The 14,568-nt window shown below is 65.1% G+C and carries 15 protein-coding genes and 3 tRNA genes; 10 read left to right on the top strand and 8 right to left on the bottom strand.

Annotated features, from left to right (window positions below; translation table 11 throughout):
- Nucleotides 1-18 precede the first annotated feature (18 nt).
- Nucleotides 19-1,203, top strand: a complete 1,185-nt coding sequence (locus tag G0P99_RS04065) for a hypothetical protein (protein ID WP_164127976.1) — start codon at nt 19-21, stop codon at nt 1,201-1,203.
- A 13-nt stretch (nt 1,204-1,216) separates the two neighbouring features.
- Here G0P99_RS04065 and G0P99_RS04070 read toward each other — a convergent pair whose 3' ends face one another.
- Entirely contained in the window at nt 1,217-2,305 is a 1,089-nt protein-coding gene (locus G0P99_RS04070) for a PA0069 family radical SAM protein (RefSeq protein ID WP_164127978.1), read from the bottom strand.
- Between the two features lie 253 nt (nt 2,306-2,558).
- Here G0P99_RS04070 and G0P99_RS04075 point away from each other — a divergent pair, with 253 nt between their 5' ends.
- From G0P99_RS04075 to G0P99_RS04085, 3 genes are all read left to right on the top strand, one after another.
- The gene (locus G0P99_RS04075) at nt 2,559-3,257 is read left to right on the top strand and encodes a B12-binding domain-containing protein (protein ID WP_164127980.1); all 699 of its coding nucleotides are present in this window, start codon (nt 2,559-2,561) and stop codon (nt 3,255-3,257) included.
- Between the two features lie 154 nt (nt 3,258-3,411).
- Nucleotides 3,412-4,452 (top strand): Hint domain-containing protein, encoded by a 1,041-nt coding sequence (locus G0P99_RS04080; RefSeq protein ID WP_164127982.1) that lies wholly within the window; start codon nt 3,412-3,414, stop codon nt 4,450-4,452.
- 76 nt (nt 4,453-4,528) lie between these two features.
- On the top strand, nt 4,529-5,203 hold the full coding sequence (locus tag G0P99_RS04085; protein WP_164127984.1) for a DUF1638 domain-containing protein: 675 nt from the start codon (nt 4,529-4,531) through the stop codon (nt 5,201-5,203).
- 60 nt (nt 5,204-5,263) lie between these two features.
- Here the strand turns inward: G0P99_RS04085 and G0P99_RS04090 are convergent, their stop codons facing one another.
- On the bottom strand, nt 5,264-5,674 hold the full coding sequence (locus G0P99_RS04090; protein ID WP_164127986.1) for a SufE family protein: 411 nt from the start codon (nt 5,672-5,674) through the stop codon (nt 5,264-5,266).
- Nucleotides 5,675-5,820: 146 nt separating this feature from the next.
- Here G0P99_RS04090 and G0P99_RS04095 point away from each other — a divergent pair, with 146 nt between their 5' ends.
- Nucleotides 5,821-6,345, top strand: a complete 525-nt coding sequence (locus tag G0P99_RS04095; protein ID WP_164127988.1) for a hypothetical protein — start codon at nt 5,821-5,823, stop codon at nt 6,343-6,345.
- On the opposite strand, the gene rnd is transcribed toward G0P99_RS04095, so the two are convergent.
- From rnd to G0P99_RS04115, 4 genes are all read right to left on the bottom strand, one after another.
- Entirely contained in the window at nt 6,342-7,499 is a 1,158-nt protein-coding gene (gene rnd, locus G0P99_RS04100; RefSeq protein WP_164127990.1) for a ribonuclease D, read from the bottom strand. The two genes, G0P99_RS04095 and rnd, sit on opposite strands and share 4 nt — an antisense overlap.
- A gap of 126 nt (nt 7,500-7,625) precedes the next feature.
- Nucleotides 7,626-8,222, bottom strand: a complete 597-nt coding sequence (purN, locus tag G0P99_RS04105; RefSeq protein WP_164127993.1) for a phosphoribosylglycinamide formyltransferase — start codon at nt 8,220-8,222, stop codon at nt 7,626-7,628.
- Entirely contained in the window at nt 8,219-9,265 is a 1,047-nt protein-coding gene (gene purM, locus G0P99_RS04110) for a phosphoribosylformylglycinamidine cyclo-ligase (protein WP_164127996.1), read from the bottom strand. The genes purN and purM overlap by 4 nt, the downstream gene beginning before the upstream one ends.
- Before the next feature lie 104 nt (nt 9,266-9,369).
- The gene (locus G0P99_RS04115; RefSeq protein WP_164127998.1) at nt 9,370-10,332 is read right to left on the bottom strand and encodes an MBL fold metallo-hydrolase; all 963 of its coding nucleotides are present in this window, start codon (nt 10,330-10,332) and stop codon (nt 9,370-9,372) included.
- Between the two features lie 119 nt (nt 10,333-10,451).
- Between G0P99_RS04115 and G0P99_RS04120 the strand changes: the two genes are divergently transcribed.
- Complete coding sequence (locus G0P99_RS04120; protein ID WP_164128000.1) at nt 10,452-11,375, top strand: LysR family transcriptional regulator; 924 nt, start codon at nt 10,452-10,454, stop codon at nt 11,373-11,375.
- Between the two features lie 35 nt (nt 11,376-11,410).
- Nucleotides 11,411-11,486, top strand: a tRNA-Ile gene (locus tag G0P99_RS04125).
- A 4-nt stretch (nt 11,487-11,490) separates the two neighbouring features.
- Here the strand turns inward: G0P99_RS04125 and G0P99_RS04130 are convergent.
- Nucleotides 11,491-12,819 carry an ATP-binding protein gene (locus G0P99_RS04130; RefSeq protein ID WP_164128002.1) on the bottom strand — a complete coding sequence of 443 codons (1,329 nt, stop codon included), beginning with the start codon at nt 12,817-12,819 and terminating at the stop codon, nt 11,491-11,493.
- Between the two features lie 45 nt (nt 12,820-12,864).
- Between G0P99_RS04130 and G0P99_RS04135 the strand changes: the two genes are divergently transcribed.
- From G0P99_RS04135 to G0P99_RS04145, 3 genes are all read left to right on the top strand, one after another.
- On the top strand, nt 12,865-13,779 hold the full coding sequence (locus tag G0P99_RS04135) for an MBL fold metallo-hydrolase (protein ID WP_164128014.1): 915 nt from the start codon (nt 12,865-12,867) through the stop codon (nt 13,777-13,779).
- Between the two features lie 79 nt (nt 13,780-13,858).
- Nucleotides 13,859-13,933: transfer RNA gene (locus G0P99_RS04140), tRNA-Asn, on the top strand.
- 142 nt (nt 13,934-14,075) lie between these two features.
- Nucleotides 14,076-14,150 (top strand) — tRNA-Asn (locus tag G0P99_RS04145).
- A 217-nt stretch (nt 14,151-14,367) separates the two neighbouring features.
- Here G0P99_RS04145 and G0P99_RS24410 read toward each other — a convergent pair.
- Nucleotides 14,368-14,568 (bottom strand): hypothetical protein (locus G0P99_RS24410; protein WP_203582963.1); only part of this gene is annotated, 201 nt, incomplete at its 5' end.

The following is a 14,568-nucleotide window of genomic DNA, read 5'->3' on the forward strand; positions in this document are numbered from 1 at the left end:
CTTTGAAGGGGGATTTCCATGACCGGGACCGTTGGCGAAAAGGCACAGATTACCGTCTCGTTGGGCTGCGAGCCGAGATTGCTGGTGACGATTGTCGAAAAACTCGATGGCGGATTGTTCATCGACATCAAGTCGGAAGACCCGGGGGTCGATGCCGGTGACCTTGACGGGTTCTTCTTCAACTTCGCCGATGACGCCACCCTGAACGGGCTGCATATCTGGCCGGACGAGAACCAGGGCACCGAGTGGGCTCCGGTCACCGATGTGCAGATGGATCCGGACGCGGTCGACAGCCTGAGCAACGGGGCGCAGCTGGCCGAGAGCTATGACGCGGGGATCCAGTTCGGGCTGAGCCCGGATTCGACCGAAGGTTATGTGAGCGCCGCCAACTTCACCATGTGGTCCGAGAACGGCCCGCTGAGCATCGAGGATATCGACCTCGACAGTCTTGCCGCGGTCGTGAACTCGGATACCGAGAACGGACTGGTCAAGACCGTCAGCGACAGCGGCAGCGAGGACGACAGCTTTGATGAAGAGGACCATGAAGACGACGAATGCGCGTTCCTGATCGAAGGGCCGGTCAACACCGAGGTGGTGCTGACCCAGCTTGAGAACGGCGATATCCGGGTCGACCTGGAGGTTCTGGAGGGCGACGACCCGGATGCCACCGGGCAGATCGGCGATATCAACGGCCTGTTCTTCAACATTGCGGACGACAGCCTGCTGAACGGGATGACCGTGAGTGGCGCGGACGTGACCGGTTCGCAATTCGCGGCCGGGTCGGTCAACAACCTGGGCAACGGTGTCAACATGGAGGGCGCGCAGGAAGGCGAGACCGGCGAGACCGAAAACGGGTTCGATGCGGGCATCTCGATTGGGCAAGGCGGGATCGGTCATGGCGACGACATTCGCGCCACCAGCTTTACCCTGTCGCATCCCGATGGTCTGAGCCTGGAGGATTTCAACGGCGAGGTCTTTGGCCTGCGGCTGACCTCGGTCGGGGAAGAGGGCAGCGACGACCGCGAAGGGTCCCTGAAACTGCTTGGCCAGTGCGAGGACGTGGCGCAGCCGCCAGTCTGTGACGACCAGTATTACCTGAACGACGTCATGGCGTTGATGACCCAGCCCATGCATGACGAGCTGGCCTATGAGATGATGGCGAGCGAACCGGTCGAAGAGGTGGACCTGGTGGACACCTATTGAGGGTGCGTGGGGCTCAGAACAGGCTGAGCTGATCGCCCGGCTGCGGCGGCACAAGGAACAGATCGCATCTGAGGGCTGGCGCCTGCTGCGCCAGCCCGACGCGTTTGCAGGCGGCACGGAACCGTTGCGCCATCATCTCGGCATATTGCCCCTCGCCCCGCATCCGGTGGCCCCAGCGCGGATCGTAGTCGCGCCCGCCATGCATTTCGCGCAAGCGCGCCATCACCTTGGCCGCATGGTTCGGCCTGTGATCGGCCAGCCATTCCTGCCAGAGCTGCGACACCTCGCGCGGCAGGCGCAGCATGATCCAGCTGGCTGTGTCTGCGCCAGCCTCGGCCCCGGCGGCCAAAAGCGCCTCCATCTCGTGATCGGTGAGGCCGGGCACCAGCGGCGAGGTCATCAGCCGCACCGGCACCCCTGCCCCGGTCAGCGCGCGGATCATCGCCAGCCGCCGGTTCGGCGAGGGCGCGCGCGGTTCCATCCGCCGCGACAGGTCGGCATCGAGCGTGGTGAGCGAGATGCCGACGCGCGCCAAACCGCGCGCCGCCATCGGGCCGAGGATGTCGAGATCACGCTCGATCAGGGCGCCCTTGGTCACGATGGCGACCGGGTGGTTGAACTCGGCCAGCACCGCAAGGCAATCGCGGGTGATCCGGTGGGTTTTCTCGATTGGCTGGTAGGGGTCGGTATTGGTGCCGATGGCAATCGGCGCCACCATGTAACGGCGGGCGCTGAGCTCGGCGCGCAGCACCTCGGCCGCGTTGGGCCGCGCCACCAGCCGGGTTTCGAAATCGAGCCCCGGCGACAGGCCGAGATAGGCATGGGTCGGGCGGGCAAAGCAATAGACGCAGCCATGTTCGCAACCCCGGTAGGGGTTGATCGAGCGGTCGAACGGCAGGTCGGGCGAGCGGTTATAGGTGATCAAGCTGCGCGCGGTCTCGATCGCGACATGGGTGCGCAACGGCGGCAGATCGCCGTCCTGCTCCCAGCCGTCGGATTCGGACATGCGCGCATGCCGCTCATACCGCCCCGCCAGATTGCTGAGCGCGCCACGCCCGGGGGTGCGGATGCCGAGATTCTGCGATGGATCGGTGGGACTCATGGAACATGACTAGAACATAATGCGAACATTACGCAAGGGACGGATCGCGCCCGGCAGCACGAGGACGTCAGATCATGCGCCCCGCCCATGATCATTCTGCGGATTACTCATTATCAATCCGGCGAATTCCTTTCTATAGGTCGGTTGCAACACCGCCCATGTCGCAATCGACGCAGTCGAAAAGTGACCCTTGGGCAAAAAGGGAAAAAACGCATCCGGGGCCTCTCCCCACCAACGCTCAAGGAATCACGCCATGTCGGAAGAAGATGACATCATCCTGTCGGAACTCGACGACGAGGAACTCGTCCAGCAGATGTTCGACGACCTCTATGACGGTCTCAAGGAAGAGATCGAAGAGGCCGTGAACATCCTGATCGAGCGCGGCTGGGCCCCCTATGACGTGCTGACCAAGGCGCTGGTCGGCGGCATGACCATCGTCGGCGCCGACTTCCGCGACGGCATCCTGTTCGTGCCCGAAGTGCTGCTGGCCGCCAACGCGATGAAGGGCGGCATGGCCATCCTGAAGCCGCTGCTGGCCGAAACCGGCGCGCCGCGCGTCGGCAAGATGGTGATTGGCACCGTCAAGGGCGACATTCACGACATCGGCAAGAACCTTGTGTCGATGATGATGGAAGGCGCGGGATTCGAAGTGGTCGATCTGGGCATCAACAACCCGGTCGAAAACTATCTGGATGCGCTGGAGCGGGAACAGCCCGACATCCTGGGCATGTCGGCGCTGCTGACCACCACCATGCCTTACATGAAGGTGGTGATCGACACGCTGGTCGAAAAAGGCGTGCGCGACGATTACATCGTGCTGGTCGGCGGCGCGCCGCTGAACGAGGAATTCGGCAAGGCCATCGGCGCCGACGCCTATTGCCGCGACGCGGCCGTGGCGGTGGAAACCGCCAAGGACTGGGTCGGCCGCAAGCACAACCGCATGGCGGTCTGAGCAGCATCTCACTCGAATGCCGGGCCGCCTTTCGGGGCGGCCTTTTTTATTGGCGATATCCCGCCTTTGTCACAGATCGGACACCTTTCCCCCTGACTTCGGCCACCTTCGGACCCTAGGTTTTCAGCCGTACCCAAGCTGCCCCGAGGTGCCCATGCCAACGACTTTTACCGCACTGTTTCTCGGCAATCTTGCCGATATCGACACGATCGAGGGGAACAATTCGGCCGAAAACGCCGCCGCTCTTGTCGGGACGACCTTTGGCAGCGCCACCGATCCACTGGTCGACAGCGCCGTCACCTGGAGCGCGGTCGGAGATCCGGGGTCGTTCTATGACATGGATAATTCGCCGTCCGATCAGTTCTCGATCGACGGCGGCCCGGCGCAGACCTTTGACGGAACCGCGGTTTATGACGCGATCATCACTTATACCGACGGCAGTACGGCAACCATCACCGCCGTCCTGGCGCAGGACACGGCCGGCAACACCTATCTTGTGCCCGAGTTCAACGCCAATGCCGACCAGAGCGCGCTTGAGGCGGGAATCATCCAGTCGATCACGCTGAACGCGGTGACCGGCGGCGGCGCCAATTACTCGGGCCTGACCGCCAACCGCCAGGACTGGAACCTTGTCACCTGTTTCACCCTGGGCACGCTGATCGACACCGCGCGCGGGCCCAGGATGATCGACGATCTGGTGCCCGGCGACCTGATCCGCACGCTTGACCACGGCCCCCAGCCACTGCGCTGGATCGGGCGCACCACGGTGCGCGCAACAGGCGCCTTTGCCCCGGTGCTGATCCGGGCCGGAGCGCTGGACAACCGCCGGGACCTGATGGTGTCACCGCAGCACCGGATGCTGATCGAGGGCTGGCGCGCGGAACTGTTCACCGGCCACCACCAGGCGCTGGTGGCAGCCAAGCATCTGGTCGACGCCCGCGACATCCTGTTCGCCCCGGGCGGTGAGGTCACTTATGTCCACATGCTGTTCGACCGGCACGAAATCGTCTGGGCCGAGGGCTGCGCCACTGAAAGCTTTCATCCTGGCCAGACCGGCTGGAACGCCCTGGAAACAGAGGCCCGGCACGAAATCCTGACCCTGTTCCCCGAACTGGCGCGCCTCGGTCTGAACAGCTATGGCCCGCTGGTCCGCCCGGCAATCCGCCAGCACGAGGCAATGCTGTCGTTGCATTGACATGCGAGGTCGGCACGGGGCTTGCCGCTGCCGCGAAAGACGCCATTCTGGGCGCATCTTTGCGGATGGACCCAAGATGACCGACACCAGCGCCCTGCCCGATGACGACACGCTGACCCGCGAGGGGCTCGACCTGCGGGAGGACCGGTCCCGGATCTTGTTGATCGCCTGCGGCGCGCTGGCGCGCGAGATCCTGGATCTGCGCGAGCGCAACGGCTGGACTCATTTGGACCTGACCTGCCTGCCTGCGATCCTGCACGTCCATCCCGAGCGGATCACCGCCGCCGTCGAGGAGGCAGTCGCCAAACACCGCGGGCGCTATGCCCAGATCTTTGTCGTCTATGCCGATTGCGGCACTGGCGGCCTGCTGGAACAGGCCTGCGCGCGCCTTGGGGTCGAGATGGTCAAGGGCCCGCATTGCTATTCCTTCTTCGAAGGCAACGACCGGTTCACCGAGATCGCCGAAGAGGAGTTCACCGCCTTTTACCTGACCGATTTTCTGGTGCGCCAGTTCGATGCCTTTGTCTGGAAACCGATGGGCTTCGACCGCCACCCCGAACTCATCCCGATGATGTTCGGCAATTACACGAAACTGGTCTACCAGGCGCAGACCGACGACCCGGCCCTGACCGCCAAGGCGCGTGCCTGCGCCGATCGGCTCGGGCTCGCCTTCGAGCGCCGATTCACCGGCTATGGCGATCTTGAAACCACCCTGGCCCGATGGTCCGCACCGTCCCCATCCTCTTGCTGAAAATATCCCGGGGGAGTCGCGCATCGCGCGACGGGGGCAGAGCCCCCTGCCCGGCCCGCCTCAGGCGTGCGCGGCCGCGACCTCGCGGATTCGCTCGATCATCGCCCGCACCCCATTCGAGCGCTGCGCCGAGAGGTGATCGTGCAGCCCCAGCCGCCCCAGTTCGGCGCGCGCATTGATGGTGCCGACCTCGGTCACCGGCGTGTGGTTGTAAAGCGTCCTGAGCACCGCGATCAGCCCGCGCACGATCATCGCGTCGCTGTCGCCGTCGAACCGGAACACACCATTCTCGATCGCCGGTTGCAGCCAGACCTGGCTGGCACAGCCATGCACCTTGTTGGCGGGCACCTTGAACGCATCGTCGAGCGGCTCCATCGCCTTGCCCAGTTCGATGACATGGCGATAGCGGTCCTCCCAGTCGTCAAGGAACTCGAAATCCTCGACAATCTCTTCGAAGGCGGGGCTTGCCATCTGTCACTCCTGCTCTGCGCACGCGGGTTTGCTGTGACCTAAGGTGCGCGGGCGGGGCTGTCCAGCCCCGGCATGGCTTTTCAACGCGGCCGGGATGCGCTAACCGGTAGTCAAGGGACCAACGCAATACGGGGCGCGTGCGCGAGATGCTGAAACCACTGACCGTTCTTGTGACTGCCGGGATGATGCTGAGCGCCTGTGGCGGCTGGCGCGACTCGCGGGTGAACCCGTCGAACTGGTTCGGCCCCTCGAACCCGGCGCCGGTGGCGACCTCGGCAGATGCCGACGCCAACCCGCTGATCCCCAGCGGCGGCGGCAAGGGTCTGTTTGCTCGTCCGGACGCGGTGGACAACACGATCCCGATCACCCGGGTGACCGAGCTGAAGGTCGAACCGACCACCACCGGCGCCATCGTCTATGCGGTGGGCATTGCCAATCGCCAGGGCGCCTTTGACGCCGAACTGCGCCGGGTGATCAGCGAAGAGAACGCCAAGGCGGGTATCCTGGCCTATACGTTCCGCGTCGATTATCCCGAGGACGCAACCCCGCAAGGGGCCGAGAACACGCGGACCGTGCGGGCGGCCGCCAGCCTGTCGCGCAAGGATCTGGCCGGGATCAAGGTGATCCGGGTCGAGGGCCAGCAGGGCGCGTTGGAATCGCGCCGCCGCTAAAGCTGTATCAGCCGGATGGTCTGGCCCTTGGCGGCCAGCGCCACCTTGCCGTCACAGAGGCGCAGCGCGTCCTCTCCGAACACCTCATAGCGCCAGCCGGTGAGCGCGCTCACGTCACGTTCGCCCGCCGCGATCAGGTCGAGATCGGCGCTGGAGGCGATGAGTTTCGCAGCGACGCCCTCGTTTTCGGTCTTGGCCTTCAGCAGAACGCGCAAGAGATCGGCCAGCGCCGGGTTGACCTGAAGGTTCTCGCGCCCGTTTTCCACCTTGGGCATCTGCTCGGGCGGGCATTCGGTGCCGCGCTTGACCGCTTCGAGGATACCATCGGCGATGGCGCCCTTGCGCGCCTCGCGCAGCAGGAGCCGCGAGCCGCCGAGGTCGGCATGGGTGCGCGGCTTGGTCGAGGCCAGCTCGATCAGCGCGTCGTCCTTGAACACCCGGCTGCGCGGGATGTTGTTGGTCTGGGCGTGGTTCTCGCGGAACGCGGCCAGTTCGCGCACAACGGCCAGGAACTTGCCCGAGGAGGTGCGCGTCTTGATCCGCCGCCAGGCTTCCTCGGGGCGGATGTCGTAGATTGTCGGGTCGGTCAGGGTCTGCAACTCTTCGGCCACCCAATGGGTGCGGCCGGATTTCTCCAGCTCGGCCGAGAGATGTTCGTAGACGCGGCGCAGATGGGTGACATCGGCCAGCGCATAGGTCTTTTGCGCATCCGTCAACGGGCGGCGCGACCAGTCGGTGAACCGCGAGGTCTTGTCGACGCCTTGGCGGCAGATCTTGCGCACCAGCGTCTCATACCCCACCTGTTCGCCGAAACCGCAAACCATCGCGGCGACCTGAGTGTCGAAGAGCGGCTTGGGGAACACGCCCGCATCGACCCAGAAGATCTCCAGATCCTGTCGGGCGGCATGGAATACCTTGACCACCGCCTCGTTGCGGAAGAGGTCATAGAGCGGGTCCAGTGACAGATCTTCGGCCAGCGGATCGACCAGAACCGCGCTGTCCTCGCCCTCGCCGGGATAGGCGAGTTGGACGAGGCAGAGCTTGGAGTAATATGTCCGCTCGCGCAGGAACTCGGTATCGACAGTGACATAGGGGTGAGTTGCGGCTGCGGCACAGAAATCGGCCAGGTCTTGCGTCGTGGTCAGAGTTTTCATTCGGCTATGGTCTTGCTCTTGCTTTTCTATGCGTATGATCCCTGCCCTGCGAACGGCCCGGATTGGATGACATTAGGATCATACCCGAAGATCTGCAAACCCCCATTCGGCAACACTGGGTTTACATCAGGGCAACCAGACCGGGCGGCGATCGCCGCCGGCAAAGCGGCGCAGGACGGCAGGATAGAGTTTGTGTTCCCAGCTCAGCACCCGGGCAGCGAGGGTTTCCGGCGTGTCGCCGGGTTCGATGGCGACACGGGCCTGACCCAGGATCGGGCCGTCGTCGAGCTCTGAGGTCACCTCGTGCACGGTGCAGCCATGTTCGGTATCACCGGCGGCCAGCGCGCGGGCATGGGTGTGCAGCCCCTTGTATTTGGGCAGCAGCGAGGGGTGGATATTCAGCATCCGGCCCTGAAACCGGTCGGTGAACCCGGCCGTGAGCACCCGCATGAACCCGGCAAGGCAGACGATATCGGTGCCCGCATCGAGAATCGGCTTGATCAGTTCGGCCTCGAACGCGGCACGATCCTTGCCAAAGGGGCGGTGATCGACCACCGCCGTGGGCACGCCGCGCGCGGCGGCCTTGGCCAGCCCGCCCGCGCCCGCGTCATTGGACAGCACCAGACAGGGGCGCGCCGGATGGTCACCGGTCATGCTGTCTACCAGCGTGACCATGTTCGACCCGCCGCCCGAGATCAGGATCGCGACGCGCTTTGCGCTCACAGCAGCTTGCCCGTGTAGGCGATGCCGGGCGTGGTGGTGACGGTGCCGATGCGGGCGACAGTTTCGCCTTCGGCCCTCAGCAGCTCGGCCAGCGCCTCGGCCCGGTCTGCGGCGCAGACCACGATCATGCCGATGCCGCAGTTGAAGGTCTTGAGCATCTCGGCCTCGGCGATGCCGCCGGTCTCGGCCATCCAGCGGAACACGGGCGGCAGATCCCATGCGTCGAGGTCGATGGTGGCGCCCATGCCCTCGGGCAGGACGCGCGGCAGGTTCTCTGTCAGGCCGCCGCCGGTGATATGGGCCAGCGCGTGTACGCCCCCGGCGCGGATCGCGGCCAGCACCTGGCGCACATAAAGCCGGGTCGGCGTCAGCAGCGCCTCGCCCAGTTTGCCGGGGCCAAAGGGGCAATCCGATTCCCAGGTGTTGCCCGAGATCTCGACCAGTTTGCGCACCAGCGAATAGCCGTTGGAATGCACCCCGTTCGAGGCGAGGCCCAGCAGCACGTCACCCTCGGCCACGCCTTCGGGAAGCGCGGTGCCGCGTTCCATCGCGCCAACCGCAAAACCTGCGAGGTCGAAATCGCCCGCCGGGTACATGCCGGGCATCTCGGCGGTCTCGCCGCCGATCAGGGCGCAGCCGGACTGCACGCAACCTTCGGCGATACCTTCGATGATGCGGGCGGCCTGCTCGGTCTCGAGCTTGCCGGTTGCGAAATAATCGAGGAAAAACAGCGGCTCGGCGCCCTGACACACCAGGTCGTTGACGCACATGGCAACCAGGTCGATGCCGACGCCGTCGACCAGCCCGGTGTCGATGGCGATGCGCAGCTTGGTGCCGACCCCGTCAGTGGCCGCGACCAGCACCGGGTCGGTGTAGCCTGCCCCCTTGAGGTCGAACAGCGCGCCAAAGCCCCCCAGCCCGCTGGCCACGCCGGGGCGGTTGGTGCGCTTGGCGGCCGGCTTGATCCGGTCCACCAGCGCATTGCCCGCGTCGATATCCACCCCTGCCTCGGCATAGGTGATGCCGTTCTTGCCGCTGGTCATCCTCTGGCTCCTTCCAAAACGTTGCGGCAGCCTTTAGCGCAAGGCGAAACGGAAGGGAACAGGGATCGCCCCGCACCGCGACATTGGGTGCGGGGCTGGGGGCGTCAGAGGCCGAATTGCCAGGGCGCGGGCTGCCAGGCATAGGCCGCGTCCTGCCGCAGCACCCGGCCAAGCGCCGGGAAGTCGAGATGCGCGCCGGTCACCAGCAGGTTGTCAGCCACCGCCCGGTCCAGCATGCGCCGCCTGGTGGCCACGGTCTGGGCCGGGTCGGCGTCAAAGGCGATGGTCCAGCCCGGCTCGGCAAATTGCAACGCGGTCGAGTGGATCAGGTCGCCCCAGAACAACAGCCCCTCGCCGCCCGCATCCAGCATGAAACCGGTATGGCCCGGCGTATGCCCTGGCAGGTCGAGCGCGGCAAAGCCGGGCGCCGCCTCGCCCTCGCCTTGCAGCAAGCGAAGCCGGTCGGCATAAGGCGCCACCGCGCGGCGCGCCATGTCGAAGAAGCCACGACTGCCCTCGGGCACGCTGGCCAGAATGGCGTCATCGTGCCAGAAGTCCCATTCGCGCTGCGCCACCACCAGTTCGGCATTGGCAAAGGCCGCCGTGCCGTCAGCGGCCAGCAGGCCGCCGGCGTGGTCGGGATGCATATGGGTCAGCAGGATGGTGTCGATCGTGTCGGGTGCAACCCCAACCGCCGCCAGCCCCGCATGCAGCGCCCCCAGCCCCGGCCCCATCAGCTGGGCGGTACCGGTGTCGATCAGCACCCGGCGCCCGCCACGTTCGACCAGATAGCCGTTGACCGGGATGGTCAGCGCGTTGTCCTGCATCCGGTGCAGGCCCTGCGCCAGCACCTGTTGCGCACGGGCCTCGTCATAGCCGTTGATCAGCTGGGTGCCGACCGGCAGATGCCCGTCCAAGAGCACCGTCACCCGCGCATCGCCCAACGTGAGACCATGGGTGGTCGCCACTGCCCCGGCCGCCTCGGCCCGTGCAACAGCGCCGCCACCAAGGCTCAGAACCGGCGCCGCCGCCAGTGTGGACAAGAAAGCCCTGCGATTGATTGTCATAAGAAACTCCACTATCTGTTCCGGGACATCTCCCCGTGACGCCCAGATAATGTGCCAGCTGGGCAGCAGATATCCCTGCCCTTGAGATAACAGTTATCAGCAATGCTTATAGGTATGACATGGACCGGCTGACCCTGCTAGAGACCTTTGCCATTGCCCTGGACGAGGGCAGCCTGAACCGTGCCGCCCGCAGGCGCGGCATCACCCAATCGGCGGTCAGCCAGCAGATCAAGCAGCTGGAGACCGCCATCGGCCAGCAACTCCTGCATCGCACCGCGCGCGGCATCCATGCGACCCGGGCGGGCGATCTGGTCTATGTGCATGCCCAGACCCTGCTGTCGGGCTATAATCGGATGACGGCCGAGCTGGACCAGCTGGAAAGCAGCGTCTCGGGCACCTTTCGCATCAGCGTCAGTTCCTTTCTGGGCCGCAGCGTGATCGGGCCGATGCTGATCGAGATGAACGCCGCCCATCCCGATCTGAACATCGTCATGCGTCTGGAGGACCGGCTGGTCGATGTGGTGCGCGAGGGCTATGACCTGGCGATCCGCACCGGGCGGCTGGGCGATACGGACGGATTCGGGCGCAAGATCTCGGCGCTGGAAACCGTGCTGATCGCCACGCCCGCCTATCTCGACCGGGTCGGCCGCCCCCGCCAGCCCGACGACATGAAGCGGCTGGATTTCATCCAGCATCACGAAGATCAGACCAAGGGGTTCTTTCCCCTTCGCCGCGACGGACGGGAATATCCGGCGCCGGTGCGGGTGGGGTTCACCGCCGACGACCCTGACCTGATCATGCGGGCGGTCGCCTCTGGCTCGGGCTATACCCGGGTGCCCCGGTTCATGGTCGCGGAACAGATCGCCAATGGCGCGTTCGAACTGGTGCTGCCGGAGTACCAGCCGCCGATCAAGGATGTGTTTGCCGTCTACCCCTCGCGCCGCACCCCCGACCGCCGCCGTGATCTGACCATCGAGACCGCGGTGGCCCGGCTCGAGGCGCTGCGCGATCCGCAGGCGAAGGTCGACGCAATCACCGCTTGACCCTGTGGCCCGCATTGCCTAACCAACAGGCAGGCGGGCCTGTAGCTCAACGGTTAGAGCAGAGCGCTCATAACGCTTTGGTTGCGGGTTCAAATCCTGCCAGGCCTACCAGTTCCTACCGCCCAATCACAATATCGGCGCAAAGCCCACCGAGGCGCTGGCTGTCGCCCAGCCTGAGCGCGCCGCCATGGGCTCGGGCGACATCGGCAACGATGGCAAGGCCCAGGCCCACGCCGCCGCCCTTGTTCTGGTTGCGCGCAGCATCGAGCCGCTGGAACGGTTTGATCGCCTCGGCCCGTTTGTCCGCGGGGATGCCGGGGCCGTCATCCTCGACCCGGATGCGCAGGAATTTCGAGGTCATGGCAAGGCTGACCTCTGCCCGGTTGCCATAACGCAGGGCATTGCCGATCAGGTTCTCGACCGCGCGGCGCAGCGCCATGGGGCGGAGCATGACCTTTTCGCCCGCGTCACAGCCCTCGCAGGCGATCAGTTGCACATCGCCGTGCGACCGTTGGGCATCCTCGACGATCTGGCGCAGCAATTCACCCGGGTCGACCGGTTCGGGCGCCGATTCCGATACCCCGCGCGAGAAGTCGAGAAAGGCGTCGAGCATCTGCTGCATCTCGGTAACATCCTGCAACAGGGGGGCGGCATCCTCTTCATCCAGCATGGCAAGCCCGAGTTTCAGGCGGGTCAGCGGCGTGCGCAGATCGTGGCTGACCCCGGACAGCATCAGGGTGCGCTGTTCGATCTGCCGCTCGATCCGGGCGCGCATGTCGAGAAAGGCGCTGCCAGCGGCGCGAATCTCGATAGCGCCAGAGGGGCTGTAGGGCACGGTATGGCCGCGACCGAAGGCCTGCGCCGCATCCGACAACCGTTTGAGCGGGCGCAACTGGTTGCGCATGTAGAGGAATGCAATCGCCGTCATCAGCACGCCGAAGAACACCATGGTCACGATCAGCTGATGCGGCGCGGCGGGCGACAGGCGGCGGCGGTCGAAGCTGAGCTCGACCGCGCCCAGATCGGTGTCGAGGAACAGCCGCGCCTGGCGGGTGTTGGGCAGTTCCACCGCCAGCACCTGTGGCAGACGGTTGCGAATCGTGCGCTGCACCTGGCGGCCGGTGTAGTCGGTCCAGGGCAGCAGATCGGCCTTGGGCACCTCGGCCGGTGGCACGAAGCGCATGGTGATGTGCAGCGGCGACAGGAAAGGCGCCAGCGTGGTCAGAAAGTGGTCCTGGGTGCCCGCCTCGGGCGCCTGGCGCGCGATCATCTCGATCTCGCGCACCACGGTCAGGGTCATCTGCTTGGTCACATCCTCCAGGTGGCGTTGCAGGAACACCACCGAGACCACGATCTGCACGACGATCACCGGCACCACGATGATGATCGCCGCCCGGGTGTAGATGCTGCGCGGAGAATAGTGTTTGAGCCAACGGAAGGTCATGGGCTAAGCCTAGCCTGCCACCACAGGGAGCAAAAGACGGATATGATGACCCCGCCCGACGATTTTGACCCGCCTGTGGGCGTCTCCATCGAACTGACCCCCGGCCTGCGCCGGGTGGTGGCGCCGAATCCCTCGCCGATGACCTATCGCGGCACCAACACCTATCTTCTGGGCACGCGCGAACTGGCGGTGATCGACCCCGGCCCGGAGAGTGCGGCGCATCTGGAGGCGATTCTGGCGGCGCTGGGGCCGGGACAGAGCATCAGCCATATCGTGGTCACCCATACGCATCTGGACCACTCGCCGCTGGCCCGGCCGCTGGCCGCGCGCACCGGCGCGCCGGTATTGGCCTATGGCGGGCCCGAAGCCGGGCGCAGCGCGGTGATGCAGGCGCTGGCCGCCGGTGGGCTGGCGGGTGGCGGCGAGGGCATCGACCGCGCGTTCACGCCCGACCGGACGGTTGCCGATGGCGAGACTATCGAAGGCGACGGCTGGGCGCTGGAGGTGATCCATACCCCCGGGCACCTTGGCAACCACATCGCGCTGGCCTGGGAGGACATCTGTTTCACCGCCGATCATGTGATGGGATGGGCCAGTTCGCTGGTCTCGCCCCCCGATGGCGATCTGACCGATTTCATGGCCGCCTGCGCCCGGCTGCGCGCCCGCAACTGGCGCGCGTTCCACCCCGGTCACGGGGCGCCGGTGAATGCGCCCGCCGCCCGGCTCGACTGGCTGATCGAACACCGGCAGGGCCGCGAGGCCGCGATCCTGGAGGCGCTGGAGGATGGTGCGTGTACCGCGCGCGGACTGGCCGAACGGATCTATACCGAGACACCGGCCGCCCTGCTGCCTGCGGCCGAGCGCAACGTCTTCGCTCACCTCGTTGATCTTTATGGCAAAACCCGCGTCTCACCCATCGGAGACCTGGCCGCCGGAGCGACGTTTGAGCGTCTGAAATAGGGTACCGGCATTTTTCCCCGAAAAAATGCCCACCCCCTCTGGACGCCCGGAATCGCTGTTGCTATAGGGCACGCACCGTTCCGGCGTAGCTCAGCGGTAGAGCAGTTGACTGTTAATCAATTGGTCGTAGGTTCGATCCCTACCGCCGGAGCCAAAATCCTCACCTCTCAGGTCACCTTTGCTGCCGCTGTGTCAGTCGTGATCCGCATGGCCGTTCTCGACCTCGCCATTTTCGCAAAATTTTCCGCGCCCCCTCTGGACGCCCGGAATCGCTGTTGCTATACGGCGCGAACCGTTCCGGCGTAGCTCAGCGGTAGAGCAGTTGACTGTTAATCAATTGGTCGTAGGTTCGATCCCTACCGCCGGAGCCAAAATCTCCTAGAGATTACAAGATGATAAGGGCCGCCCCTTGGGGCGGCTTTTGTCGTTCTGGGCGCGCTCTGCAACAACTCTGCAACATTCGGTCGTCTCGGGCGCATAGGCCTGCGGTTAACGGTTAGTTAACCACACTCAGGCAAAGTCCTTCTGTCACAGTGGCTTAGAAGGGGCGCCGATTCTGTTGCTGCAATCATGGGGACCAAGCTACACCTATGGCAGCCCGTCCAGCCGATCAAGGTTGACGGAAATGGTTTCGCGTTGCCGCCCGACTTCGTTCAAGGCCTCGACTTCCTCCGCCCTTTCACGACTTGGGTGCAACTCATAGGCGGCAGGCTGTTGATTTCCACCCAGAAGTGAGCCGGGTTTTTCATCGAGAAGTGAGCCACCTCTGTTTATGGATTTCGGGTTATG

Origin of the sequence: Ruegeria sp. PrR005 (assembly GCF_010500245.1) — a bacterium.
GTDB classification, from domain to species: domain Bacteria; phylum Pseudomonadota; class Alphaproteobacteria; order Rhodobacterales; family Rhodobacteraceae; genus Ruegeria_B; species Ruegeria_B marisflavi.

Coding starts and splice junctions, on each gene's coding strand:
- G0P99_RS04065 (WP_164127976.1), top strand. CDS start 19: ATGACCGGGACCGTTGGCGAAAAGGCACAGATTACCGTCTCGTTGGGC.
- G0P99_RS04070 (WP_164127978.1), bottom strand. CDS start 2,305: ATGAGTCCCACCGATCCATCGCAGAATCTCGGCATCCGCACCCCCGGG.
- G0P99_RS04075 (WP_164127980.1), top strand. CDS start 2,559: ATGTCGGAAGAAGATGACATCATCCTGTCGGAACTCGACGACGAGGAA.
- G0P99_RS04080 (WP_164127982.1), top strand. CDS start 3,412: ATGCCAACGACTTTTACCGCACTGTTTCTCGGCAATCTTGCCGATATC.
- G0P99_RS04085 (WP_164127984.1), top strand. CDS start 4,529: ATGACCGACACCAGCGCCCTGCCCGATGACGACACGCTGACCCGCGAG.
- G0P99_RS04090 (WP_164127986.1), bottom strand. CDS start 5,674: ATGGCAAGCCCCGCCTTCGAAGAGATTGTCGAGGATTTCGAGTTCCTT.
- G0P99_RS04095 (WP_164127988.1), top strand. CDS start 5,821: ATGCTGAAACCACTGACCGTTCTTGTGACTGCCGGGATGATGCTGAGC.
- rnd (WP_164127990.1), bottom strand. CDS start 7,499: ATGAAAACTCTGACCACGACGCAAGACCTGGCCGATTTCTGTGCCGCA.
- purM (WP_164127996.1), bottom strand. CDS start 9,265: ATGACCAGCGGCAAGAACGGCATCACCTATGCCGAGGCAGGGGTGGAT.
- G0P99_RS04115 (WP_164127998.1), bottom strand. CDS start 10,332: ATGACAATCAATCGCAGGGCTTTCTTGTCCACACTGGCGGCGGCGCCG.
- G0P99_RS04120 (WP_164128000.1), top strand. CDS start 10,452: ATGGACCGGCTGACCCTGCTAGAGACCTTTGCCATTGCCCTGGACGAG.
- G0P99_RS04130 (WP_164128002.1), bottom strand. CDS start 12,819: ATGACCTTCCGTTGGCTCAAACACTATTCTCCGCGCAGCATCTACACC.
- G0P99_RS04135 (WP_164128014.1), top strand. CDS start 12,865: ATGACCCCGCCCGACGATTTTGACCCGCCTGTGGGCGTCTCCATCGAA.